Here is a 23,407-nt window from a genome sequence, read left to right as displayed (position 1 = left end):
TACTTGTTAACCACTGAATTGAGTGCACGGCAGGCCCACGCTGCTCGGGTTCCCTGGCCGAGCGAAGCGAGGTTAGGGAGGCAGTGGGGTCAGGCCTTGACCGGGTGGAACTTCTGCTGGGCGGCGAGCAAACCTTCAGTCATCAATACTTCGACAGCATCGGCAGCTTCATCCAGGAGGAATGGAAGCTCCTTCTTCTCGGAGGCTCCAAAATCCCTGAGGACGTAATCCGCGGTGTCCATCCTCCCCGGCGGCCTGCCGACGCCCACGCGAACCCGCAAGTAGTCCTTTGTAGCCAAAGCCTTGGAAATATCCCGCAGGCCGTTATGCCCACCTTCTCCGCCGCCGATCTTCAACTTGACAGTATTGAACGGAATATCAATTTCATCGTGGACGGCAATGACGTGATCGGGAGCGATGTCGAAGAACCTGGCCAAGCCGGAGACGGGTCCCCCGGACACGTTCATATAGCTCATCGGTTTAGCCAGCACCACGCGCGGGCCACCGATCCCGAGCCTGCCCTCGACCACCTGGGCCCGGGCCTTGTGGGCCTTGAAGCTTCCGCCCATGCGTGAGGCAAGTTCGTCCAGGACCATCTGGCCGACATTGTGGCGGTTGTGGCTGTACTCAGCGCCGGGATTGCCAAGGCCTACGATCAGCCAGGTGTCTGTCATGGAGTCATCCTAGGGAATCAAGAGTGTGGAATGAAAAGAAGTGGCCGGGACCCCTCAGGGACCCGGCCACTCGCAAAGGCTCATGCCGCAATTAGTCGGAACGACTAATAAACCGAAAAACTACTCGGCGGCAGGAGCTGCTTCTTCCTCGGCCTCCGAAGTGGCCTCCGAGATGTTGATGATGAGGGTCTCGGGATCGGTGAGCAGTTCCGAACCGCTCGGCAGGACGATGTCCGAAGCGTGGACGTGCTCGCCGGCCTTGCGGCCTTCGATGCTGATCTCGACGAAGGTCGGCAGGTGCGTGGCTTCGGCTTCGAGGGAAACCGTGGTGGCTTCCTGGTTGGCGACTGCGCCAATGGCAGCTTCACCGATAACGTGGACGGCCACGTCAACGGTGACCTTCTCGCCCTTGCGGACGGTCAGGAGGTCGATGTGCTCGATGATCTGCTTGATCGGGTCGCGCTGGATGTCCTTCACGAGGGCCAGGTGCTCTTCGCCGTTGACGTCCAGGGCCAGCAGGGCGTTGGAAACGCGGACGGCCAGGGTGGTGGCGCGGCCGGGCAGGTTGATGTGGATGGGCTCAGCGCCGTGACCGTAGATGACGGCGGGGATCTGGCCGGCTGCGCGGGCGCGGCGGGCGAAACCCTTGCCGAATTCGGTGCGCAGTTCTGCTGCGAGCTTCTGCTCAGACATGTGTACTCCTTGATTACTGTGGCGCCGGCGAATTGCCGGCAAGTCGATCAGCAAGGGCGGAGGTCTGTGGTGACCTTCCACGCCCGACGGAATGCCGGCCGCTGAGCAGCAGGTTCAGTCCGCCTTCGTTGAAGGAGATTCAGACCCAGTCGATAACGGAGACCCGCAATCCGGTTTTAACCCGGATGTGCTCTCCCTCGCCAAGGTATCCCCAAGAGTTTAGCAGCCGCGTCCCACCGAAGGGAAAACGGCCCCGACCAGCGGATTGGCGGGTCAGGCGTTGCCGTCGAAGAGGCTGGTGACGGAACCGTCGTCGAACACTTCACGGATGGCGCGCGCAATCAACGGTGCGATCGACAGCACCGTGAGCTGCGGGAAGCGCTTGTCGGCCGGAATCGGCAGGGTGTTGGTGACGACAACCTCGCGTGCACCGGAATCGGCCAAGCGCTGCGCCGCCGGCTCGGAGAACACGGCGTGGGTGCACGCGATGATGACGTCCTTCGCACCGGCGTTCTTGAGGACCTGGACAGCGCCGGAGATCGTTCCACCGGTGTCGATCATGTCATCGATCAGGACGCAGGTGCGGCCTTCGATCTGCCCGACGACGGTCTTCGAGACAGCCTGGTTCGGCACCGTGAGGTCGCGGCTCTTGTGGACGAACGCCAAAGGCGCACCGCCCAGGCGCTCGGCCCACTGTTCTGCGACGCGGACACGGCCGGTGTCCGGCGAGACAACGGTGATGTTGTCCGCTTCGACCCTGGTGCGGATGTAGTCGGCAAGCAGCGGGATGGCCATGAGGTGGTCCACGGGGCCGTCAAAGAACCCCTGGATCTGGGACGTGTGCAGGTCCACGGACATGATGCGGTCCGCGCCGGCAGTCTTGTAGAGGTCTGCCACCAAGCGGGCGGAGATCGGCTCGCGGCCGCGGCCCTTCTTGTCCTGCCGGGCGTACGGGTAGAACGGCGAAACCACCGTGATCCGCTTCGCCGAAGCGCGCTTCAGGGAATCGATCATGATCAACTGCTCCATGAGCCAGTTGTTCAGCGGAGCCGGGTGCGCCTGGATGACGAAGGCATCGGTGCCACGGACGCTCTCCGCCGAGCGCACGTAGATCTCCCCGTTCGCGAAGTCGTAGGCGTCGATAGGCAGGAGTTCAGTTTCCAACTCCTTGGCGATTTCCTGCGCCAGCTCGGGGTGCGCCCGTCCGGCGGCGAGAACTAGTTTCTTCTCGCCGTGTGCGGTAATTTCGCTCATGCCTGTGTGCCCTCTTCTGTGGTTGCCGGAGTACTTGAGGAATCGGGGGTGGCAGTGGAGCCATGCGCGGCTTGCGCAGCCTGCGCCCGCTGGGCCGAGTTGCTGCCCTGCCGGTTGGCGATGACCCAGCCTTCTGCATTGCGCTGGGGAGCGACACTCAAGGTGAGGGCTCCGGCGGGAACGTCTTTGCGGATGATGGCGCCGGCGCCGCTGTACGCGCCGTCGCCAATCGTTACGGGGGCCACGAAGACGGTGTTGGAACCGGTCCGCACGCCGGAGCCGATCACCGTGCGGTGCTTCTTCTCGCCGTCGTAGTTGGCCGTGATGTTGCCGCAGCCGATGTTGGTGTCCTCGCCGATCTCGGCGTCGCCGGCGTAGCCGAGGTGGGACAGCTTGGAACCGCGGCCGATCGTCACGTTCTTGGTTTCGTAGAAGGCGCCGATCTTGCCGGTCTCCCCGAGGACAGTGCCGGGACGCAGGTAGGTAAACGGGCCTACCGTGGCCTTGGCGCCGATAGTGGATCCGGAGCCGTGGGTGCGGGTCACCTTCGCGCCTTCGCCCACCGAAACATCGGTGAGGGTCGTGTCGGGCCCGACGACGGCGTCGCGCGCCACGGTGGTGGTGCCGTGGAGCTGTGTGTTGGGCAGGAGCCGGACGTCTTCGTCCAAGGTGACCGTGGAATCGATCCACGTGGTGGCCGGGTCAACGACCGTGACACCCGCACGCATCCAGGCCTCGACCGTACGGCGGTTGTGCTCGGCGCCGAGGGCGGCCAGTTGGACGCGGTCGTTAGCGCCTTCCACTTGCCACCGGTCCTTGGTGACGACGGCGGAAACCCGGCCTCCGGCGTCGCGCGCCAGTCCGAGCACGTCAGTGAGGTACTTTTCGCACTGGATGTTGTCAGTGGTCACCTTGTGCAGCTGCGCGCGGAGCACCTTTGCGTCAAAGGCATAGATGCCGGAGTTGACCTCGCGGATGGAGCGCTCAGCGTCACTGGCGTCTTTGTGTTCACGGATGCCAAGCACGGTGCCGTCCTCGGCACGAAGGATACGGCCGTAACCATTGGCGTCGTCGAGGACAGCGGTCAGGACCGTCACGGCGTTGCCCTCGGATTCATGCGTGGCGACAAGCTCGGAGAGAAGGGAACCCGTCAGCAGAGGCACATCGCCATACGTGACCACTACCGTCCCAGTGAGTTCGGCCTTCGCGTCCAAGGCGTCAAGAGCTACTTCCACTGCGCGTCCGGTTCCCGGAACATCGTCCTGGTCCACGATGACGGCGTCGGGATCGATCAGTTCAATGTGCGCGGCGACGAGGTCCCGTTCATGGCGGACCACCAGGGCCAGCTGCCGGGGATGGATGGAACGCGCCGCGAGGATGGCGTGCGCCACCATGGAGCGTCCGCCGATTTCGTGAAGGATTTTGGGAGTCCGCGACTTCATGCGCGTACCGGCTCCGGCAGCTAGGACAATAACAGCGGCGGGGCCAGTAGTATCGGGGCTCACGAAGTCGCTCTCCTTGCTCGATTACGTCCGGGCGAACCCGGCTGCGGCATCTGCTCTATCCTACTCTTGCCGATTCACAGCTTTCCGCGCAGCCAGTGGACAGCTTCGGGATACGCAGTGCCATCAGAGGCGGTGCCGGCAGACCACCGACAAGTTCCGCCCATAGGATTCGAACCTATACTCCACGGCTCCAAAGGCCGGGGTGCTGCCATTACACCAGAGCGGACCGTGCGCACGTGGCCCTTGCGGACGCGAGGTCCGCGGGGTTCCCGTTTGACCGGGTCGCACACACAAGAATCTAGTTTGCCATGACCATTGCGGTGTTCGCGACTTGGCGCATCCCCGAGTCCTTTCCAGCGGTATTGGCAGGCCCTCCCGAGGCCGCTTCACGCTTGGCATAAGGCATGATGGATGCGTGAGCAACAGCACAGGACTTCCCCGGCAGTCGACGGGTTCCAGGGTGATCAACCACCCACCCGCAGGCCAGGTTGCCCGTGCCAGGATGACGGGCTCCCAGCGGCGCTCCCAGCTCATCGAAATAGGCCGGGGCCTCTTCGCCGTCCGGGGACTAGACGCCACAACCATTGACGAAATCGCAGCCGCCGCAGGCGTGTCCAAACCGGTGATTTACGAGCACTTCGGCTCAAAGGAAGGCCTCTACACGCAGGTTGTGGAGTTCGAATTCCGGATCCTGCTCGACGCCATCAACGAGTCCCTCGCAGCCGAAGCCAAACCACGCGTCCTCGTTGAACAGGCAGCCCTTGCCCTACTTGGCTACATCGAAGAGCGGAGCGACGGCTTCCGGATCCTCATGCGCGACGCTCCGCCCTCCCAGCCCGAAGGCGCCTTCTCCACGCTGCTCTCCCACGTGGCCGATCGCGTGGAAAACCTGCTCGCCGACGAATTCTCGCGGCGAGGATTCAGCGCAGCCGACGGCGCCATGTATGCCCAGATGCTGGTAGGCATGGTGGCCATGACCGGCCAATGGTGGTTGGACCACCGCGAGCCCGACAAACGCGCAGTAGCCGCCCACCTGGTCAACCTGGCATGGAACGGCCTGACAGGCCTGCAAAAGGAACCGGAACTGCGAAGCGAGGGGTAGGGGCTCTGGTTGCTCTGCGGTTGCGTTTAGCGGCGCATCCGTGGGCGCGTTTCCGCGGGCGCCTTCGCGGCTGCCGTGTTCGCGGTTCGGGATTCGTCCGTGGTCGCCTCCGTAGTTGCCTCCGCGACGCAACCGCCCTTCGCCGTCGCCCGTGGCCACCTCCGCGGTAGCGTCCGTAGTTGCCTCCGCGACGCAACCGCCCTTCGACGTCGCTTAGACACAACGCAAAAGGGCACCTGCGGTCGCTGAGCGACCTCCAGTGCCCGTTGCGTCGCGATGCGCTCCTACCCGAAGGCCCGCAGCGCCGCTCCTGCCAACCTTCCGTTTGGCGCGCCTTGCTTCCGACGCCAGTGCCGCCGTCGACGCGCAAAATCCCTGTCGACACCGGAATCCGCGCATCGATTTTCTCGATCCGAGTCGCGGGCAAATTTGGGTGTCGAGAATCGCCCCCCCGATTCCCCAGCAACGATTTCCCACCCGCGCCCGGACCTCCGACGCAGGTGCCCCCCGTCGACGCGCAAAATCCCTGTCGACACCGGAATCCGCGCATCGATTTTCTCGATCCGAGTCGCGGGCAAATTTGGGTGTCGGTTCGCTCGTTCGCGACGACCTACAGTCTCCCTTGTGCCTCGAGTTCCACGGCCCCCTATCCATCCCACCGCTGGCGGACGACGCCGGAAGTCCGCCGCCCCGCGAGGTGACTTTCCTCGCCGGGGGCGGTTCTTCCGAAAGGAGCGCATCGCGGCCCTTCGTGGGCCGGAGGTCGCTCAGCGAGCGAGCGGGCCCTCTTGCGTCGAAGCGGCGTTCCGAGGGCCCCGAAGCGAGCTTGCGAGCTTTGGGAAGGAACCTCCGCGCTAAGCGACGCGGAAGGGCCGGCTCCGGCACCCAAGGTGACCACGCAAAGGGTGCCGCCGCCCGTCCCTGCCCGCCTACTCCCCCAGGATCTCCGCGGCCTCAAGCCACTCGAGCTCCAAGCCTTCTTTTTCTTCGAGGAGCTCCTGGAGCTTGGTGTTCAGTTCGCCGAGGGCGTCGAAGTCGCCGGATTGGGACTTCGCCGCCATTTGGACGTGCAGCTTCTCTTCTTGTTGCGCGATCTTGCCGAGCTGCCGGTCGATCCGGTTCAGGTCCTTACGGGCCTCGCGCTTTTCGGCTTCGCTCGGCCCGGAAGCGTCGGCACTCGAGCCGCTTGCCGCCGTCGGCCTGGCGCTCCCGCTCGACGCGCCGCCGGTCACTGCGCCGCTCGCCAGCGCGGCTTCGCGCAATTCCAGGTACTGGTCCACACCGCCGGGAAGTCCGCGCAACTTGCCGTCGCCCAAGAGTGCCATTTGGGAATCCGTGACGCGTTCCAGCAGGTAGCGGTCGTGGCTGACTACGACGAGCGTGCCGGGCCAACCGTCCAGGACGTCCTCGACGGCGGCAAGGGTGTCGGTATCGAGGTCGTTGGTGGGTTCGTCGAGCATCAGGACGTTCGGTTCGCCCACCAGCAGGCGCAAGAGTTGCAGACGGCGCCGTTCGCCACCGGAAAGGTCAGTGACGGGGGTCCACTGCTTTTCCTTCGTGAACCCAAGCTGCTCCACGAGCTGGCCGGCCGTGAATTCCCTGCCTCCAACGCTGAAGGAACGCTTCTCGCGTTCGATGACCTCGATCACGCGAAGGTCGGACACGTCGTCGAGCTCCTTGACGTCCTGGCTCAACACGGCGGTGACAACAGTCTTGCCGCGCTTGACCTTGCCGGAACTCGGCGTGATCTCGCCGTTGAGGAGCCTCAGGAGCGTGGACTTTCCGGCACCGTTGACGCCCACCAGTCCAAGCCGCTGCCCCGGCGCCAAGCGTAAGGTCACGTCGTCGAAGAGCTTCCGGCCGGCGTCGTCGCCCTTAAAGTCCAGGGAGACGCCTTCAAGGTCCAGCACGTCCTTGCCGAGCCGCGCGGTTGCCATCTTGCTGAGGGCAACCGAGTCGCGCGGATCAGGAACATCGGCGATTAGCTCGTTGGCGGCTTCGATGCGGAACTTCGGCTTCGAGGTGCGCGCAGGGGCTCCCCGGCGCAGCCACGCCAGTTCCTTCTTGACCAGCTGTTGCCGCTTGCTTTCGACGACGGATGCGGTGCGGTCACGCTCGGCGCGGGCCAACACGTAGGCCGCATAACCGCCGTCGAACGGGTCCACTATGGCGTCGTGCACTTCCCATGTCCGGTTGCAGACTTCGTCCAGGAACCACCGGTCGTGGGTCACCACAAGGAACGCGCCCTGATTGGCCCGCCAGCGGGTCTTCAAGTGCCGCGAGAGCCAGGCGACGCCTTCGACGTCGAGGTGGTTGGTTGGCTCGTCGAGCATGATCACGTCGTGGTCCTCGATGAGCAGTTTGGCCAAGGCGACCCTGCGCTTTTGTCCGCCGGAGAGGGCATGCACGTTGGCGTGCCAATCAACGTCGGCCACGAGGCCGCCCATGATCTCCCGGATCTTGGGGTTCGCGGCCCATTCGTGGTCGGCTTGGTCGCCGACGATCGCGACGCCGACCGTGAGGTCGCCGTCGAGCACGTCGGACTGGTCGAGATAGCCGACATTGACGTCGCCGCGTTTGGTGACGCGGCCGGAGTCCGGCGTCGAGCGCAATGCCAGCAAGCGCATCAGCGTCGATTTACCGTCACCGTTGCGCCCGACCATGCCGATCCTGTCGCCGTCCTCCAAACCAAGGGTTACGCCGTCGAGGATGGTGCGGGTTGCGAACGAAACGGTGAGGTTTTCGCCGCCGAGCAGGTGGGCCACTGGGTACTACTTTCTGGTGTGAATAATCAGGAAATCGCTACTGGCGACTTGTCATAGGAGGGTATCGGAGATGATCCGCGCACCGGGAACCGGGCCGTGCACAGCGAGGGCGTTGTGTCCCAGGTGTCGAAGGTCCTCGGCGAGCCCCTCGGCCGCCCGGGGGTTGTGGGCGAGCAAAGCCACCGTGGGGCCGGAACCGGAAACAATCCCGGCGAGGGCTCCGTTCGACTCCCCTATCCCGATGGTGTCACGCAATTGCGGGGCCAGCTCGATCGAAGCGCGCTGGAGGTCGTTGATGAGGACTTTGCTCAGGGCATCCGGATTCCCGTCGCGCAGCGCCTGCAGGATCTTGGCGTCGACCTCAAGCGGCTCGGGGATCTCGAGTTTCTCAGTGTTCCGAAGCCTGTCCAAGGTGTGGAAGACCTCGGGTGTGGAGAGTCCGTAGTCGGCGCAGACCAGGACCCAGTCCATCTGCGCTTTCGCGAGGGCGGGTGAGAGTTCGTCGCCGACGCCAAGCCCGACGGCGGTGCCTCCGAGAAGCGAGAACGGCACGTCCGCACCCAACTCGGCGGCCAGATGGGCCAGTTCTTCGCGTGACAAACCGCTGTTCCAGAGGGCATCGCAGGCCAGGAGCGTCGCCGCGGCGTCGGCCGAGCCGCCGCCCATGCCCCCGGCGACGGGGACGCGCTTGGTGATTTCCAAGTGCACGCCCGTGGCGTTCTCCGAGACATCCCTCATGATGGCGGCGGCCTTGTAGGCGAGGTTCCGCTCGTCCAGCGGGATGTCCACATCGTCGAGATCCAACGTGCTCGCGGGAGCGATGCTGACCGTGATCCCGGTCCCCTCCGTGCTCGTGGCGGCTACTTCCTCGTACAGGGAAACCGCGAGATACACGCTGGCCACAGAGTGATAGCCGTCGGGCCGCAAGGGGCCGACGTTGAGGGAAACGTTCACCTTGCCGGGCGCCCGGACGCGTACGGTCCGGGCGACGAAGCGCCCCCGGTTCACACCGCTGATTGCCGGCTTCATGCGTCCAGGGGGTGGCGTGCCTCGGCGATCCGGACAAACGCGTTGATATCGAGCACTTCTCCGCGGGCAGTCGGGTCAACTCCGGCAGCGACGATGAAACGTTCGGCCTCCGCGGCGCTCCCGGCCCACGTTGCGAGGGCCGCGCGGAGCGTCTTGCGGCGCTGGGCAAACGCGGCGTCAATGACTGCGAAGACCTGTTCGCGCGTGGCGTGGGTTGCCGGCGGCGCGCCGCGCGTGAAGGACACGAGTCCGGAGTGGATCTTCGGCGCCGGCCAGAAGACATTCATTCCGATCACGCCGGCCTTGCGCATGTGGCCGTACCAAGCGGCCTTGACCGACGGGACTCCGTAGATCTTGGAGCCGGGACCCGCGGCCAACCGGTCCGCCACCTCGTCCTGGACCATGACCAGCCCGTGTTGCAGGCTCGGGAAATGTTGGAGCAGGTGAAGAACCACGGGGACCGCCACGTTGTACGGCAGGTTGGCCACAAGCGCGGTGGGCTGCACAGGAAGCTCAGTGACCTTCATGGCGTCGGAGAGGACGAGGTGGAAATCGTCCACCGACTCCGGGCGCCAAGTACGGACCGTTTCCGGCAACTTGCCGGCCAGTACGGGATCGATTTCGACGGCTACAACGGTTTTGGCGGCGTCGAGCAGGCCGAGCGTCAGCGAACCCAGCCCCGGCCCTACCTCCAGCACGGTTTCCTCGGGATCAATACCAGCGGCAGAGACGATCCTCCGGATCGTGTTCCCGTCGATGACGAAGTTCTGCCCCAGGGTTTTGGTTGGTCGGACACCGATTTCCTCGGCGAGCCGTCGGATGTCCGCAGCTCCCAGAAGGGGCGCGACGGCGGCGTGTTCGGAATTCGGTTCAGTCACCTAGGTATCGTATCGTCTGAGCACTGGCGGGGGCGCCCGCGCGCCCTCTTCACTATGCGAAATGGCCGGGCCCGAAGAATCCGGACCCGGCCAATTTCATTTCCTGCCTAGCTGGAAGCTGCCCATCCGCAGCCCCACGGCGAGAGGCCACGCTGCGCGTAGACGCGGTTGGCGATGTCGATCTGCTGGGCCTTGCTGGCGGCGGCCGCGTTGGGAGCGTAGGCGCCACCGCCGGAACCGATCCAGGTCTGGATGTCGAACTGCAGGCCACCGTAGTAACCGTTGCCGGTGTTGATGGCCCAGTTCCCACCGGACTCACACTGCGCAATCTTGTCCCACATGGCCTCGTTCGGCGCGCCAGTAGGTCCGGAGGCAACAGCCGCGGCAGGCTTGGGGCGCTCCTTGGTGCCGACCGTTACCTTCGCGGGGACCGGCTGGACGGTGACGTCAGAGGAAACCAAAGTCCGGGAAGCCTCACGACCATCCACCAAGACGAGCTTGAACGTCTTGCTGAGCAGCCCGAGGACCCCTTCCTGCGTTACCGTCTTCTGGTCGCTGAACTGGGTGGCGTCTTCCGTGGTGACGGTGTCGAAGGGGACGTTCTCCGTCTCGGTGGCGGTCTTGCTGGTGTCCACCCGGGAAACCTTGATCACCATGTTCTGGACTACCGGAGCCGAGTTGGGTTGCGAAACCCGGTCGTTCGCGCCAAGCGAGACGCCGGCATCGCTGAGGACGGTGCCCACGTCGGGCGCCGTCGTGGTCTTTGAGGAGCTCTGGCCGTCCACGATCAGGCTGATCGTCTTGGGAGTCAGGATCGAAACGTAGGATCCGGAGACGGCGAGTTGCGTATCTTTGGGCTGGGAGACAGCGGATGCGCTCGCGACGCCGAGTTCGGAGACGAGGCCTTCGACGTTGGGAGCCGTGGTGTTGACCGTCCGCTGGGCGCCGTCAAGGCTCACGGTTACGGCCTTGGCCAGGTTGACATTGATGATGGAACCGTTCTGCACCGAGGCATCCAAAGCCGGGGAAACCCGGTCTTCAGCCTTCAGATCAACCTTGGCTGCCTTGACCACTTGGTCAACGGTATTGCCGAAGGTCTGGACGGAACTCACTTTGCCGTCGACGTTGAGGGTGACTGATTTGTTGTTGCCCGTGAAAGCAACCACTCCCAGTACCAGTGCTGAAAGCACCAGCAACTGTGCACCGACCTTGACGAAACTGAACTTGCCGCCCGTGGTGAAGAACTTGACCATGTTTGCCCGTAACTTTTGGACCATCCGGGCACGGGGAAAAGCGCACAGGGGCCTCCAGCCGCGGTCCGGGATGCGTGCCGAAGCATGCAGGAGGACTGCAGCGGAGTTGTGCGCCGCCACACTCAATTCAACTGAAACCACCAATTGCGAACGGAGTTAGTTGTCCGAAGGCCTTCCCCGACCCCGGCTACTGGTTACCCACTGTAACCGAAGCGTTATAAAGTGACCAAGATATTTACATACCGGGTATGTAATACGATTTCTGCTCAGTCCCAGGATCCGTATGTCGCCACGGTGTTTTGGGCCAGTTGCGAGCACAGCGCGGACAGCTCTGTTCCGGTCACTTCAGCCATGGAACGAACGGTGTACGGCACCATGTAGCTCGCGTTCGGCCGGCCCCGGTAGGGGTGGGGTGTGAGGAACGGGGAATCGGTTTCGACGAGCACCAGTTCCGGATCCGCGATGGCCAGCGCGTCCCTCAGATTTGCGGCGTTCTTGAACGTCATGGTGCCTGCAAAGGACATGTACCAGCCGTTCAGGTTACAGATCCGTGCCAGCTCTTCATCGCCCGAGAAGCAATGGAATACCACCCGCTCCGGGGCGCCCTCCTCCCGGAGAACCTGGACGACGTCGTCATGGGCGTCACGGTCGTGAATCTGGAGGGTGAGGTCCAGCCTCTTCGCGATATCGATGTGGCGGCGGAACGAATGGCGCTGGTGCACCAAGCCGTCGCCGTGGGTGCGGTAGAAATCAAGCCCGGTTTCACCGATCGCCCGGACCCTCGGATGGGCCGCCAGTTCTTCGATTTCCGCGAGCGCCGATTCCAGTTCTCCGCGGCCCGCGTACACAGGGGCATCGTTGGGGTGGATCGCGACAGCTCCGAGGAGCCGGCGGTCCGCGTCAAGCGCCTGGACCGTGAACCGCGATGACTCCAGATCGCAACCTACCTGCACCGCGCCCTGGACACCCACTGCTTCGGCCGCGTCCAAAGCATCCGCCACCGCGACTTCGAGCAGGCCGTGCCGGAAGTCGAGGTGCGTGTGGTTGTCCATCACGGGGACCGGCAGCGGCTCGGGAGCAGGCGGGTACTCCTTGCGGGAATCGCCGGTTTCAGGCGCGCGGTAGGAAGCCGGTGGGAGGGAATTGCACATGGATCCACCCTATCTTTCTCTGCTGATCCCTTCCTGACTGCGCACTGATCCCTCCCTACGGAACATGCCTCTGTCTGCGGCGGGCCTAGGCTGGGTAGTCTGGTACAAAAGGCGGTATATATCCCGGCCAAGGCACCGCGGCCCGGCTGGGATGCTGTCATGGCTGAGGGGATTGTCCATGGACTCAAAGCGACACGGCACCGTTGACGAACAATTGCTGCGGGACGAGGCCGTGGTTGCCTTGCCGCCTGAGCGCGAGTCCCTCAACGGGTACAAGCCGACCGTCATGGATCCTGAGCAATTCCACGCTGCCAGCGAGAAGATCCTTGCGGCCATCAACAAAGTCATCGACGGCAAAGCCGAGGCCGCCAAACTTGCCCTCACTGTGCTCCTCGCCCAAGGCCACCTGCTGGTGGAGGACGTGCCGGGCGTCGGCAAGACGTTGCTCGCCAAGACCCTCGCCCGCACCATCGATTGCAGGGTCAGCCGCATCCAGTTCACCCCGGACCTGCTTCCTTCGGATGTCACGGGCGTCTCCATCTACAACCAGTCCTCGCGGCAGTTCGAGTTCCGGATGGGTGCGGTGTTCGCCAATATCGTGATCGGGGACGAAATCAATCGCGCCTCCGCCAAGACGCAGTCCGCCCTCCTCGAATGCATGGAGGAACACCAGGTGACGGTGGACGGCCATTCGTACCAGCTGGGCGAGCCGTTCATGGTTGTCGCGACGCAGAACCCCATCGAGATGGAAGGCACGTATCCGCTGCCGGAGGCGCAGCGCGACCGCTTCATGGCCCGCATCTCGATGGGCTACCCTGACAAGCTCTCGGAGATCGAGATGCTCGAGACGCATCAGGCGGTCTCACCCCTCTCCAAAGTCACCCCGGTGGTCACTTCCGCGGACGTCGCCGCGATGATCGCCACGGTGCAGCAGGTCTACGTCTCCCAATCCGTCAAGGAATATACGGTTGCCTTGGGTCGGGCCACCCGGGACAGCGCCCGCCTGCGTCTCGGCGCCAGCCCGCGCTCCCTGCTGCAACTGCTGCGGGCGGCCAAAGCGACCGCCGCCCTTGACGGAAGGGATTTCGTCCTTCCCGACGACGTCATATCCGTCGCCGAATCCGTCCTGGCACACCGCATCATCCTTGACCGGAAGGCCGCGAGTTCCGGTGACACTCCGCAGAGCATCATCCGGGCCATACTGGCTTCCCTCCCGGTAAGCCAGGACGCCGGCGCGGAACGCCGCAGTAGCTAGGAGATCGAGGGAGGGGGCAGGCATGGCGCTGATCGATCTACTTCCGAAGCATCTGTTCACCACCCGCGGGTGGGGCTTGCTGGCCAGCGGTGTAGGCTCCTTGCTGCTTGCCCAGATCATGGGCAGGCGCGATCTTTTGGCCCTCGGGATCCTGCTGCTGGTGCTGCCGCTGGTATCGCTTGCCGGCGTCCGCATCCTTAAACCACGCTTCCAGGTGTTCCGCGAATTCCATCCCTCTTCGGTGGAAACCTCCTCCACGGCCACGGTGCGGTTGGCGGTGGCACGGACCGGAGCAGCCGCCGGGCCCGTAATCATGGAGGAACAGTTGCCGCCGCGCTTCGGCGAACCTCCGGCCTTTCGGTTTCCTGCCCGGACCGCTTCCGGTGGCACCAGCCGCTATGAATACCATTTGCGTTCGGGCAAGCGCGGCCAGTTCAGGATCGGTCCGGTCACGGCCGAGTTCTGCGATCCCTTCGGCTTGTCGCTGCACCGGCACGAGATCGACGACGGCGACATCCTCACCGTGACGCCTGCCGCCGTCGAACTCCCCGCCACCGGCCTCGCCGGCGCACGCGGAAACGACGGTGTGACGGCCACCCGGATCCGCGCCAATCCCAGCGACGACGACGTGATGACCCGCGAATACCGGCACGGCGACCCGATGCGACGCGTCCACTGGGCCGCGACAGCGCGGCACGGCGAACTCATGGTGCGGCAAGAGGAATCCGTCACCACGCCCGAGGCGACCATCATCCTGGACCAGCGCTATTCCGCTTTCGTGTCGGGCTCGGCCGCGGTCTTCGGCCCTGCCCACGACGACGCTTTTGAACTGGTGAGCAGCGAGAACTTCGAATGGGTCGTGACGGCAGCGATGTCGATCAGCGCCCACCTCGCCGATCGCAACTATTCGCTGCGTTTCCTCGATGCCGCAGGTCACCCCGCATTTCGCGCATCCCGCTCCGCGCCGTATCCGGAAACCGAGGAATTCAGTGGTTTGGGAGGCCTGCAATCCATCGCCGAAAGCCTCGCCGCCATTCAGCTCAGCGGCCCGCGGCATGTCCATGGCGAGCGCGGCCGCAAAGAGGCCGCCAGCGTAGTCGAGGGTACTGAGGCGCCCTTCGACGACCACCTGATGGACAAACTGGCGGCACACCGCCTGCGTGGTCCCGTTCTCGCGCTGCTCGGCAATATGCCGCTCTCCGAGGCCCGTGCGTTGGCACCGGCCGCCGGCTACGGGGCCAACGCTTTTGCCCTCGTGGTTACCGACCACCCGCACCATGTCCAGCCCGTCATCGAAGCCCTGAAGCTGGGCGGCTGGCGTGCCGTCGCCGTAAGTTCGAGAACGGACCTTCCAGCTGCATGGGCCGGTTTCGATCAAGGAGAGATCCTCGCCGCCGCTGCCGCAGCGATGGACGTCCGCCGTGGCGCGGCGGTGCCACGATGACCACTACCTCCAGGAACGGCACTCCGGGACGGTCCCCGCTCCCGGGGCCGGCAGCGAGCGGTGACGCCTCCTCCAGCGGTGGGGGAAGTGCCGGTGGCCCGGGAACGGCGCCCCGCGCCCCGCGCAAGCAAGGACCAGGAGCCTACCCTTGGGCAATGTCCGCGGCCATCGCCGTCGCCGTGCTCGGAGCTTCCCTCGCGCTCAACGGGGTCTTCAGGGGCTGGGTGTGGCTGGTTCCAGCTATCACCACGGTGTTTATCGTCGGATTGACCCTGGCTGTCCTTCGTGCCCTGAGGGTGCACCCGTTGCCCACGACGTTGGGCGGCTTGATCGCCTTGGTGTTCATCCTCGATTTCACGTTCTTCCGGCCGGAAAGCATCGCGGGCTTCATTCCCTCCGGAGCGACCCTTGACACGCTGGGCCAATTCCTCAAACGCGCCGGCGAAACGGTGGTCTCGGAAACTGCGCCCGTCTCCCCGAACGCCGGAATAGTGTTCGTCGCCTGCGCGGGCCTGGGCCTGGTAACTGTCCTCATCGATGCCCTGGCGGTCCCGCTCGGCATGCCTGCGACGAGTGGCTTGGGCCTGCTGGTGGTCCTCGTTTTCCCGGCGACCATCAAGCCGCAAGGCGGTGGGCTCCTCGGATTCCTCGCCGCCGCCATCGGCTTCATCCTGATCCTGGGTTGCAGCCAGTGGTTCGCGCCGGACTCGCGGCTGCAGACCGACAACTCCCACGGCACGGGTCAGCTCAAACGGTCGATGGTGATCGGTGGCGTGGCCCTGGTGCTGGGACTCCTGTTGCCGTTGGCGATCCCGGGCTTCGAGCGAGGGACGTTTCCGGTGGGTTCGCGGCTGAATCCCTGGGGCGTCTCCAACGGCCTGAACCCCATGATCACGCTCGGCAACAGCCTGCGGAATCCCACCGGCGATGGCAGCATCACCTATGCCACGAGTTCCACGGCCCCGGTGTACCTGCGCTCCGTCACCATTGACAAGTTCGACGGCGATACTTGGGCACCGGACGACCGCGAAGCCTCCCGGCGCATAGGACCGGGCCGCATGGCGCCGGACTACCCACTCCCCTCTGAGCTGGTGCGCCAATTGACGGTGATCGATACCGGGCAGTTCACCAGTCCGTACCTGCCGGTCCCGTATGCCCCAACCGCCGTCAACGGCCTGAGCGGACGCTGGTCGTGGGATCCCGAGACGCTTAGCATCCGCGGCGAGGACGGCACCACGAGGAACCAGCAGTACACGGTGTATTCCGCACTGCCCGCCCTGACGACCGCAACGTTGAGCCAGGACAACGCCAAGCCCACCTCCATCTCGCAGGATTTCATCCAACTGCCGAGCAATGTTCCGGACATCGTGAAGAACACCGCCAAGACAGTGACGGCCGGAGCCAACGGAAACTATGCCAAGGCGATGGCAATCCAGGACTACCTGCGCTCGTCCCAGTTCAGCTACTCACTGCAGGCTCCCGTCCAGGGCGGTTATGACGGCAACGGCATGTCGGTGCTGGCGGATTTCCTACAGCAGAAGAGCGGCTATTGCGTGCACTTCGCCTCCGCGATGGCCGTCATGGCGCGGCTCGAGGGAATCCCGAGCCGCATCGCTGTGGGCTATGCGCCGGGTCACGCCACAGGGGCGACAGTTGCCGTGGCGGGACAAGAACCCTTGCCGGAGTACCAGGTGGATGCACGTGACGCCCATGCCTGGCCCGAACTCTATTTCGAGGGAGTCGGTTGGGTCGCCTTCGAGCCAACCCCTTCCCGCGGCGTGGTTCCGCCCTATGCTGCCGAGCCTGTTGCAGCGGGCGGCCCGAGCACCAACCTGCATGACGAGAACCTGGTCCCGGGCCCCTCGACTCCCGCACCGAGCACGGCTGCAGTGCCTCCGCTTGCCGGTCCAGGGGCTGGATCGGGCACGGGCACCGTCTCCGCAACCGTTCTCTACGTCACCGCAGCCGCGCTTTTGTTGGCAGTGTTGGCGGCCTCCCCGCGGCTGGTCCGCTCCGGCATCCGGGCGCGGCGACTGAGGCCGGGTGGTCCGGTCCTTGCATGGGCTGAGCTCCAGGACCTCGCCACGGATTACGGTGTACCGCCCGTGCCCAGCGAGACCCCGCGGCATTTCGCGGCCCGGTTGAGCAACTCGACTGCACTCGGAGCGCCGGCGGCGGCAGCATCGCCGTCGGGAGCCGACGACGACGCCGGGCAGCGCGCGGTCGCTTCACTCACCGGCGACTTCGAACGGCAGCGTTATGGTCCCCCGGCGGGCGTCCCGGCGAATACCGCGGCGGAGCACGCGATCGCGGCCACGGTCCGGATCGCCGCAGTCCGTGCCGCGTTCCGGCACAATGCCTCGTGGTTCGCGGTCTTCCGTGCTGAGTGGTTCCCGCCGTCCTTGATGTCCAGGTGGTTCCAGCTGCTATGGTCGCCCTTCCGCCGGCTGGGTGGCATTTTCGCGGCGGCAGCACGCCGGGCGGCAGCATCGGTCCAGAGACTCTTCGAAGCCATCCGCTGGCGGCGCTGACCCAACTCACTAGCAGTTGTTGTCGTTATGGGCGCCTAAACGACAGTGAGGGGCCACGCCGCCAGGGTTCCCTGGCCGTGGGGCCCCACCGGCGAGGGCCCCGGCCTGAGCTTGCGAAGGCTGGGAGCCGGTGGGGACTTGCGAGGCGAGGGTGGCGGTGGGGATCAGTTGGGCTTGGAACGGCAAAGGCAGGGCACCGGAACCCGAAGGTTCGGTGCCCTGCCTTTCACTCAACGGCAGTTCCCCGTTGCGAGAGGTCCGCCGAAGTCCTGCTAGTCGGCGTAAGGGTCCGCGATGCCGACGTACTGCGTGGTGAGGTATTCCTCGATGCCTTCGAAACCGCCTTCACGGCCCAGGCCGGACTGCTTTACCCCACCGAAAGGTGCTGCGGCGTTGGAGATGACGCCGGCGTTGAGGCCGAGCATGCCGGTCTCGATCCGTTCGCTGACGCGCAGTCCGCGGTTCAGGTCCCTGGTGTAGACATAGGCAACCAGCCCGTATTCGGTGTTGTTGGCGAGGTTGATGGCCTCGTCTTCGCTCTTGAAGGTGATGATCGGTGCCACGGGTCCGAAGATTTCTTCCTTGAGGATGCGGGCGTCCGCGGATACGTTCTTGAGCACGGTGGGCTGGTAGAAGTAGCCCGGGCCGTCCACCGGGGCACCGCCGGTGACGGCGACCGCGCCGTTGGCAACGGCGTCGGACACGAGGGCGTGCACGCCGTTGCGGGCCTTGCCGTCGATCAGGGGGCCGACCGTGGAGTCCGGCTCGGTACCTCGGGCGGTGTTCAGTGCCGAGATCTTGGCGGCGAACTTGTCGGCGAAGGCGTCGGCGATGGAGTCGTGCACGATGAAGCGGTTGGCGGCGGTGCACGCCTCGCCCATGTTGCGCATCTTGGCTGCGACGGCGCCTTCGACGGCTTTGTCCAGGTCGGCGTCTTCGAAGACCACGAACGGGGCGTTGCCGCCGAGCTCCATGGAGCTGCGCAGGACCTTGTCCGCGGCTTCGCGCATGAGGGCCTGCCCGACGGCGGTGGAGCCCGTGAAGGAGATCTTGCGCAGCCGGCTGTCCTTGATGAGGGGCCCGGTGACGGCTCCGGCCGTGGAGGTCTGGATCACGTTGAGCACGCCCGCGGGCAGGCCGGCTTCCTGCATGACCTGGGCGAAGAGCAAGCTGGTCAGCGGGGTCAGGTTGGCGGGCTTGAGCACCATGGTGCAGCCGGCGGCAACCGCGGGGGCAATCTTGCGGGTAGCCATGGCCAGCGGGAAGTTCCACGGGGTGATCAGAAGGCACGGACCAACCGGCTTCTTCTGGACCAGGATGCGGTTCTTGCCGTCCGGGGCTGCGGAGTAGCGGCCGCTGACGCGGACGGCTTCCTCGGAGAACCAACGCAGGAACTCGGCGCCGTAGGCTACTTCGCCGCGGGCTTCGGCCAGGGGCTTGCCCATTTCCAAGGTCATGAGCAGCGCGAAGTCTTCGGCGCGTGCCGTGACGAGTTCGAACGCGCGGCGCAGGATTTCGCCACGCTCGCGCGGAGCGGTACGGGCCCAGGAGGCCTGCGCGGCGGCAGCAGCGTCCAGTGCCGCGGCGCCGTCCTCTGCTCCGGCGTCGGCGATGCTCATGAGCACCTTGCCCGTGGCGGGGTCCTCGACGTCGAAGGTCTTGCCGGATGCCGCAGGCAGCCACTGGCCGTTGATGAGCAGCCCCGTGGGAACGGAGGCGAGAAGTTCGCTTTCGCGATCGGCGGTAACAGTCACAGTGACTCCTTCGTCAGTCGGTGCACGTTGTAGAGATGCACCAACACTTGATTTTTGTGGAATTACTGTCACGGTACTGCCCGCCGCGAAGCAGTGTCTACGCCTTCACGCACTGCCGCGGGAGCAAGAGTTTGTGCAGTTGCACAGCCCCCGGGTTGGGCCTGAAGCTACCGCGATGCGAGCACGGCCCTACCGCGCCGCGAGCACGGCAGAGTACAGTTCGCGCTTGCTGATGCGGGCGTCTTCGGCCACTGCGGCCACGGCTTCCTTGAGCCTGACGCCCTTGGCGATGAGTTCATTGACAGCGGCAACGTGGTCTTCGGGCTTGCCCGGCGCCTGCTCGGGGGCGCCCGCCACGACGACGGCAATCTCGCCGCGAACCTCGTTGTTTTCAGCCCACTCGAGCAGTTCCCGGACGGTTCCCCGGATGACTTCCTCGTAGGTCTTCGTCAATTCGCGGCAAACGGCGATGCGGCGGTCCGGGCCGAACCGCTCGTGCAAGGCACGGAGCATTGGCTCAAGCCTGTGCGGGGCCTCGAAGAACACCATCGTCCGGCGTTCATTGGCAAGATCAGCAAGCCGGGAGCTGCGTTCTCCGGCCTTGCGGGGCAGGAATCCTTCGAAGCAGAACCGGTCAGTGGGCAGGCCCGATAGCGCCAAGGCAGTCAACACGGCGGACGGGCCGGGGAAGGCGGTGACGAAGAGCCCGGCTGCCACGGCTCCCTCCACGAGGCGGAAGCCGGGATCGGACACTGCGGGCATGCCGGCGTCGCTCACCATGATGATGGTCTTGCCGGACCGGACGTGATCCAGCAGTTCCTCGGTCTTGGCGGCTTCGTTGTGCTCGTGGTAGCTGATGACCCGGCCCGACACGGTGATGCCGAGCGACTGGACCAGCCGATGCAGGCGCCGGGTGTCCTCCGCGGCAACAATGTCGGCTGTCTGCAACAACTCGATGAGCCGGCTGGAGGCATCGCCTACGTTCCCGATGGGAGTGGCAGCCAGCACTATCCGGCCTACGCCATCGGGCAGGGCAGGAAGCGCCTGCGCCTCAAGGGCCTCCGCCGAGTCAGTAACGGTGGTTTCATCCGGGGAGCTCAGCTGTTCAGTCACCCAACAAGCCTAATGCCCCCGCTAGGGCTTTAAGGGAGCTCCCGGAGGCAAAAGGTAGCATGGGCTGAGTGACCGATACCTCCGTGCGCCCCGCCCCGCAAACCTGGCTGATACGGCCCCGGGAGGCTTTCACGGCCGAGGCCCTGCGGACGCGGCTCATTGGCAGCATCCAAAGCTGGCGCGATTATCCGCCGTCCTTGAGGCTGTGGTTCTGGCTGATCCCCACCGTCACGGCGGTCATCGGCGGGATCCTGCGTTTTGTCCGCCTCGATGACCCTCATAGCCTCGTCTTCGACGAGACGTATTACGTCAAGGATGCCTACTCGTTCCTGGTCAGCGGATACGAGCGGGCCTGGCCGGACAAGGCCAACGATGCCTTCAATGCAGGCAACCCCAACGTCCTGCTCAACTCTCCCGAGTACGTGGTGCATCCCCCGGTCGGGAAATGGATGATCGCCTTCGGGATGTGGCTCTTCGGTTCGGACAACTCCTTCGGCTGGAGGTTTTCCGCGGCCCTGACGGGCACTCTTTCCATCTTCCTGATCGCCTTGATCGCCCTGAAGCTGTTCCGTTCCCACATCCTGGGTGCGGCCGCGGGTCTGTTGCTCGCCGTCGACGGCCACCACTTGGTCCTGTCGCGGACCTCCCTGCTGGACATCTTCCTGATGTTTTGGCTGCTCGCAGCCTTTGGTGCCCTGCTGATGGACCGCGACGACGGACGGCGCCGTCTGGCGGCACGGCTTGCTGCCCTGGCTGGCGCCTCCAAGGACGGCCGACCGACGGCGTTGCACCTCGCCTCAGGGCCGTGGCTCGGATTCCGGTGGTGGCGGCTGGCGGCCGGTGTCTGCCTTGGCCTGGCGGTTGGAACCAAGTGGTCGGCACTGTTCTTCGTGGCAGGTTTCGGCCTTATGACGGTGTTCTGGGACATGAGCGCGAGGCGCATTGCGGGCATCCGGAGTTGGCCCAGCGCCGCGGTCATCAAGGACGGCATTCCGGCGTTCTTCACCATGATCCCTGTGGCAAGTGCCGTGTATCTGTCCACGTGGACGGGCTGGTTCCTTTCCAAGGACGCCTATTACCGGCATTGGGCCGATACGAATCCCTCTGCCGCGTGGGGATGGATTCCCGGGCCGTTGCGCTCCCTGGCGTACTACCACGTGCAGGCCTACAACTTCCATCAGGGCCTCAGCTCTCCGCACCCGTATTCGGCGAGTCCGTGGACCTGGCTCATCATGGGGCGGCCCACGTCGTTCTACTATGAGTCCCCCAAGCAGGGAACTTCCGGCTGCGATCTGCCCAACTGCACTTCGGCGATCCTGTCGGTCGGCAACCCGGTGGTCTGGTGGGGTGCCACGATTGCGCTCTTCGTGGTGCTGTTCTGGTGGGCAGGACGGCGCGACTGGCGGGCAGGAGCAATCTTGGCCGGGGTCGCCGCCGGGTATTTGCCGTGGTTCATGTATCCGGAACGCACCATGTTCTACTTCTATGCGCTTTCCTTCGAGCCCTTCCTGATCTTGGCTCTCGTCTATGGATTGGGACTAGTGCTCGGTAGGAGCGACGCTCCGCCGTGGCGCCGCCGCTCCGGCCTGTACCTGGTCGGCCTTGTGGTGGTCCTTGCCGTCCTGCTGTCGGCGTTCTTCTATCCGGTGTGGACAGCGGAAGTGATCAGCTACCAGGACTGGCGCATGCGCATGTGGATGCCGTCCTGGATCTAAGGCGCCTGCCCGGAAGGTCGGGACAGCACCCACACAAAAAGCGGCCCACCTCGGAATTGGAAATTCCCAGGCGGGCCGCTTTTTCCGTTGTAGGCGAAGCGTTACTTCTCGGGCGCACCGGCCTCCGCGCGGGCCTCTGCGTCTGCATCCTCAGCCTTCGCGGCGCCTTCCGCTGCGGCCTCGTTCTTCGGAGAAAGTCCGCGACGACGGCGGGTAGGCCAGGTGAAGATGAGCGTCAGCAGGGCAGTGATGAAGACCAGGGCACCGATCGCAATCCCGGAGTCCATCCAGTACTGTCCCGGGAACAATCGGATCAACGTGTCGTCGAGCGCGAATGTCCAGGTGCCGTTGGCGAAGAAGATGTGGTGAAAGTCCGTGAAGAACTGCTGCCAGCCCAGTGCGGCAAGCGTGCCCAGTCCCAGGATGAGCACCAAGGTGACGATCGAACCGGCAAACAGGCCGCGGCGGATCCCGCCCGTGCTTCGCTTGCGCAGATAGATCATTGCGATGATGCCGATGATGATCATGAGGGCCCCGGCACCGAACGCGGAGAGCATCACGGTCTTGACGTCGGCCATGTGCGAAACTTCGCCCTCCTTGAACAGCTTCTCGCCGTTCTGGTTGACAAGGTCCCCCAAGTAGCGTGGCCCGGACCAGTTGCTGAGATAGTCCAGGGCATAGGAACCATAGGTCATCCGGTCGTCGGCGTTGAAACCATAGCCGTCGCCGGGGAATCCCGGCCGGTAATACTCGACCCACAAAAACAGCGGACTAGCCACGGCGCGGATTGCCAGCACCAGGAGGACCACCGGGTAGAAAACGGCCAGCAGGACTTGGAAAATACGCGGCGCCACAGGCTTGGCGTTGGCGGCCTGCTCCCGCTCATGGTTTCGACGTTCCACCTCGGCCTCCGGCGGGCGGACCTGAAGGGCCGACGTCGGCAGAGGTTCCGCGAAGAGGGCCGGTTCCGGCCCGGCCTCCGCTGCTTCAGCGGCTTTGCGGTCTGCCCGGCTCTCCGGCTGTTGTCCTCCCGCAGGCTGTCCATCCACGGGCCGTGCGGCCCCGTCTGCAACTGCCCCTGAGGCGGACCCGGCTCCCGGCCTGCCCTCTTGGGGCATCCGCTTCGCCGAAGTGTCCTGGTCTCCGTCAGCAGCCCGTGCCGGGCGTGCGTCAGCGGCCGTGGACTTGGGAGCAGGCTTCATCCATTCGAAGGCCGGCTCATCGCCGTCGTCGTGGATATCCGCGTCCGGGTCTTTGGGGATGGGGCTCTTCTCGGTCACTTGGATTTCAC

General features: G+C 64.9%; 17 protein-coding genes and 1 tRNA gene. 5 read left to right on the top strand and 13 right to left on the bottom strand.

The features are described from left to right. Window positions 1-89 precede the first annotated feature (89 nt). The 5 genes from pth to AC1DJW_RS04465 all read right to left on the bottom strand — a co-directional run bounded on the left by pth (window position 90) and on the right by AC1DJW_RS04465 (window position 4,352). Complete coding sequence (gene pth / locus AC1DJW_RS04485) at window positions 90-674, bottom strand: aminoacyl-tRNA hydrolase (protein ID WP_269993268.1); 585 nt, start codon at window positions 672-674, stop codon at window positions 90-92. A 120-nt stretch (window positions 675-794) separates the two neighbouring features. Then, a complete protein-coding gene (locus AC1DJW_RS04480; protein WP_284752518.1) occupies window positions 795-1,367 on the bottom strand; it encodes a 50S ribosomal protein L25/general stress protein Ctc in 573 nt (190 codons plus the stop codon). Window positions 1,368-1,640: 273 nt separating this feature from the next. Beyond that, entirely contained in the window at window positions 1,641-2,621 is a 981-nt protein-coding gene (locus AC1DJW_RS04475) for a ribose-phosphate diphosphokinase (protein WP_028266439.1), read from the bottom strand. Continuing rightward, a complete protein-coding gene (glmU, locus tag AC1DJW_RS04470) occupies window positions 2,618-4,126 on the bottom strand; it encodes a bifunctional UDP-N-acetylglucosamine diphosphorylase/glucosamine-1-phosphate N-acetyltransferase GlmU (protein WP_476900818.1) in 1,509 nt (502 codons plus the stop codon). The genes AC1DJW_RS04475 and glmU overlap by 4 nt, the downstream gene beginning before the upstream one ends. Window positions 4,127-4,280: 154 nt before the next feature. After that, window positions 4,281-4,352: transfer RNA gene (locus tag AC1DJW_RS04465), tRNA-Gln, on the bottom strand. Window positions 4,353-4,628: 276 nt separating this feature from the next. Here AC1DJW_RS04465 and AC1DJW_RS04460 point away from each other — a divergent pair. After that, window positions 4,629-5,228 carry a TetR/AcrR family transcriptional regulator gene (locus AC1DJW_RS04460; protein WP_284752574.1) on the top strand — a complete coding sequence of 200 codons (600 nt, stop codon included), beginning with the start codon at window positions 4,629-4,631 and terminating at the stop codon, window positions 5,226-5,228. A 929-nt stretch (window positions 5,229-6,157) separates the two neighbouring features. On the opposite strand, the gene AC1DJW_RS04455 is transcribed toward AC1DJW_RS04460, so the two are convergent. From AC1DJW_RS04455 to AC1DJW_RS04435, 5 genes are all read right to left on the bottom strand, one after another. Beyond that, window positions 6,158-7,993, bottom strand: coding sequence for an ABC-F family ATP-binding cassette domain-containing protein (locus AC1DJW_RS04455; protein WP_476900817.1), 1,836 nt, complete (start codon window positions 7,991-7,993; stop codon window positions 6,158-6,160). 51 nt (window positions 7,994-8,044) lie between these two features. Continuing rightward, window positions 8,045-9,022: a 4-(cytidine 5'-diphospho)-2-C-methyl-D-erythritol kinase gene (locus tag AC1DJW_RS04450; RefSeq protein ID WP_476900816.1), complete on the bottom strand. Its 978-nt coding sequence runs from the start codon at window positions 9,020-9,022 to the stop codon at window positions 8,045-8,047. After that, window positions 9,019-9,900: a 16S rRNA (adenine(1518)-N(6)/adenine(1519)-N(6))-dimethyltransferase RsmA gene (gene rsmA, locus AC1DJW_RS04445; RefSeq protein WP_284752514.1), complete on the bottom strand. Its 882-nt coding sequence runs from the start codon at window positions 9,898-9,900 to the stop codon at window positions 9,019-9,021. Before rsmA ends, AC1DJW_RS04450 begins: the two co-directional genes overlap by 4 nt. Window positions 9,901-10,007: 107 nt before the next feature. Further along, the gene (locus AC1DJW_RS04440) at window positions 10,008-11,153 is read right to left on the bottom strand and encodes a transglycosylase family protein (RefSeq protein WP_284752513.1); all 1,146 of its coding nucleotides are present in this window, start codon (window positions 11,151-11,153) and stop codon (window positions 10,008-10,010) included. A gap of 266 nt (window positions 11,154-11,419) precedes the next feature. After that, window positions 11,420-12,304, bottom strand: coding sequence for a TatD family hydrolase (locus tag AC1DJW_RS04435; protein ID WP_390279649.1), 885 nt, complete (start codon window positions 12,302-12,304; stop codon window positions 11,420-11,422). 178 nt (window positions 12,305-12,482) lie between these two features. Between AC1DJW_RS04435 and AC1DJW_RS04430 the strand changes: the two genes are divergently transcribed. The 3 genes from AC1DJW_RS04430 (at window position 12,483) to AC1DJW_RS04420 (ending at window position 17,534) form a co-directional block, all read left to right on the top strand. Then, the gene (locus AC1DJW_RS04430) at window positions 12,483-13,559 is read left to right on the top strand and encodes an AAA family ATPase (protein ID WP_476900815.1); all 1,077 of its coding nucleotides are present in this window, start codon (window positions 12,483-12,485) and stop codon (window positions 13,557-13,559) included. A 22-nt stretch (window positions 13,560-13,581) separates the two neighbouring features. After that, entirely contained in the window at window positions 13,582-15,003 is a 1,422-nt protein-coding gene (locus AC1DJW_RS04425; protein WP_284752510.1) for a DUF58 domain-containing protein, read from the top strand. Window positions 15,004-15,158: 155 nt separating this feature from the next. Then, window positions 15,159-17,534 carry a transglutaminase TgpA family protein gene (locus tag AC1DJW_RS04420; RefSeq protein ID WP_476900814.1) on the top strand — a complete coding sequence of 792 codons (2,376 nt, stop codon included), beginning with the start codon at window positions 15,159-15,161 and terminating at the stop codon, window positions 17,532-17,534. A 272-nt stretch (window positions 17,535-17,806) separates the two neighbouring features. Here AC1DJW_RS04420 and AC1DJW_RS04415 read toward each other — a convergent pair whose 3' ends face one another. Further along, window positions 17,807-19,288 (bottom strand): NAD-dependent succinate-semialdehyde dehydrogenase, encoded by a 1,482-nt coding sequence (locus AC1DJW_RS04415; RefSeq protein ID WP_476900813.1) that lies wholly within the window; start codon window positions 19,286-19,288, stop codon window positions 17,807-17,809. 189 nt (window positions 19,289-19,477) lie between these two features. Beyond that, complete coding sequence (gene rsmI, locus AC1DJW_RS04410) at window positions 19,478-20,320, bottom strand: 16S rRNA (cytidine(1402)-2'-O)-methyltransferase (protein ID WP_476900862.1); 843 nt, start codon at window positions 20,318-20,320, stop codon at window positions 19,478-19,480. A gap of 149 nt (window positions 20,321-20,469) precedes the next feature. Here rsmI and AC1DJW_RS04405 point away from each other — a divergent pair, with 149 nt between their 5' ends. After that, window positions 20,470-22,116, top strand: a complete 1,647-nt coding sequence (locus AC1DJW_RS04405) for a dolichyl-phosphate-mannose--protein mannosyltransferase (protein WP_390279643.1) — start codon at window positions 20,470-20,472, stop codon at window positions 22,114-22,116. A gap of 101 nt (window positions 22,117-22,217) precedes the next feature. On the opposite strand, the gene AC1DJW_RS04400 is transcribed toward AC1DJW_RS04405, so the two are convergent. After that, window positions 22,218-23,396 (bottom strand): TIGR01906 family membrane protein, encoded by a 1,179-nt coding sequence (locus AC1DJW_RS04400; protein ID WP_476900812.1) that lies wholly within the window; start codon window positions 23,394-23,396, stop codon window positions 22,218-22,220. Window positions 23,397-23,407: the final 11 nt, after the last annotated feature.

Source organism: Arthrobacter sp. 05L417 (genome assembly GCF_056397865.1).
Note: the sequence above shows the minus strand (reverse complement) of the source record. Positions and strands in the feature narration are given on the sequence as shown.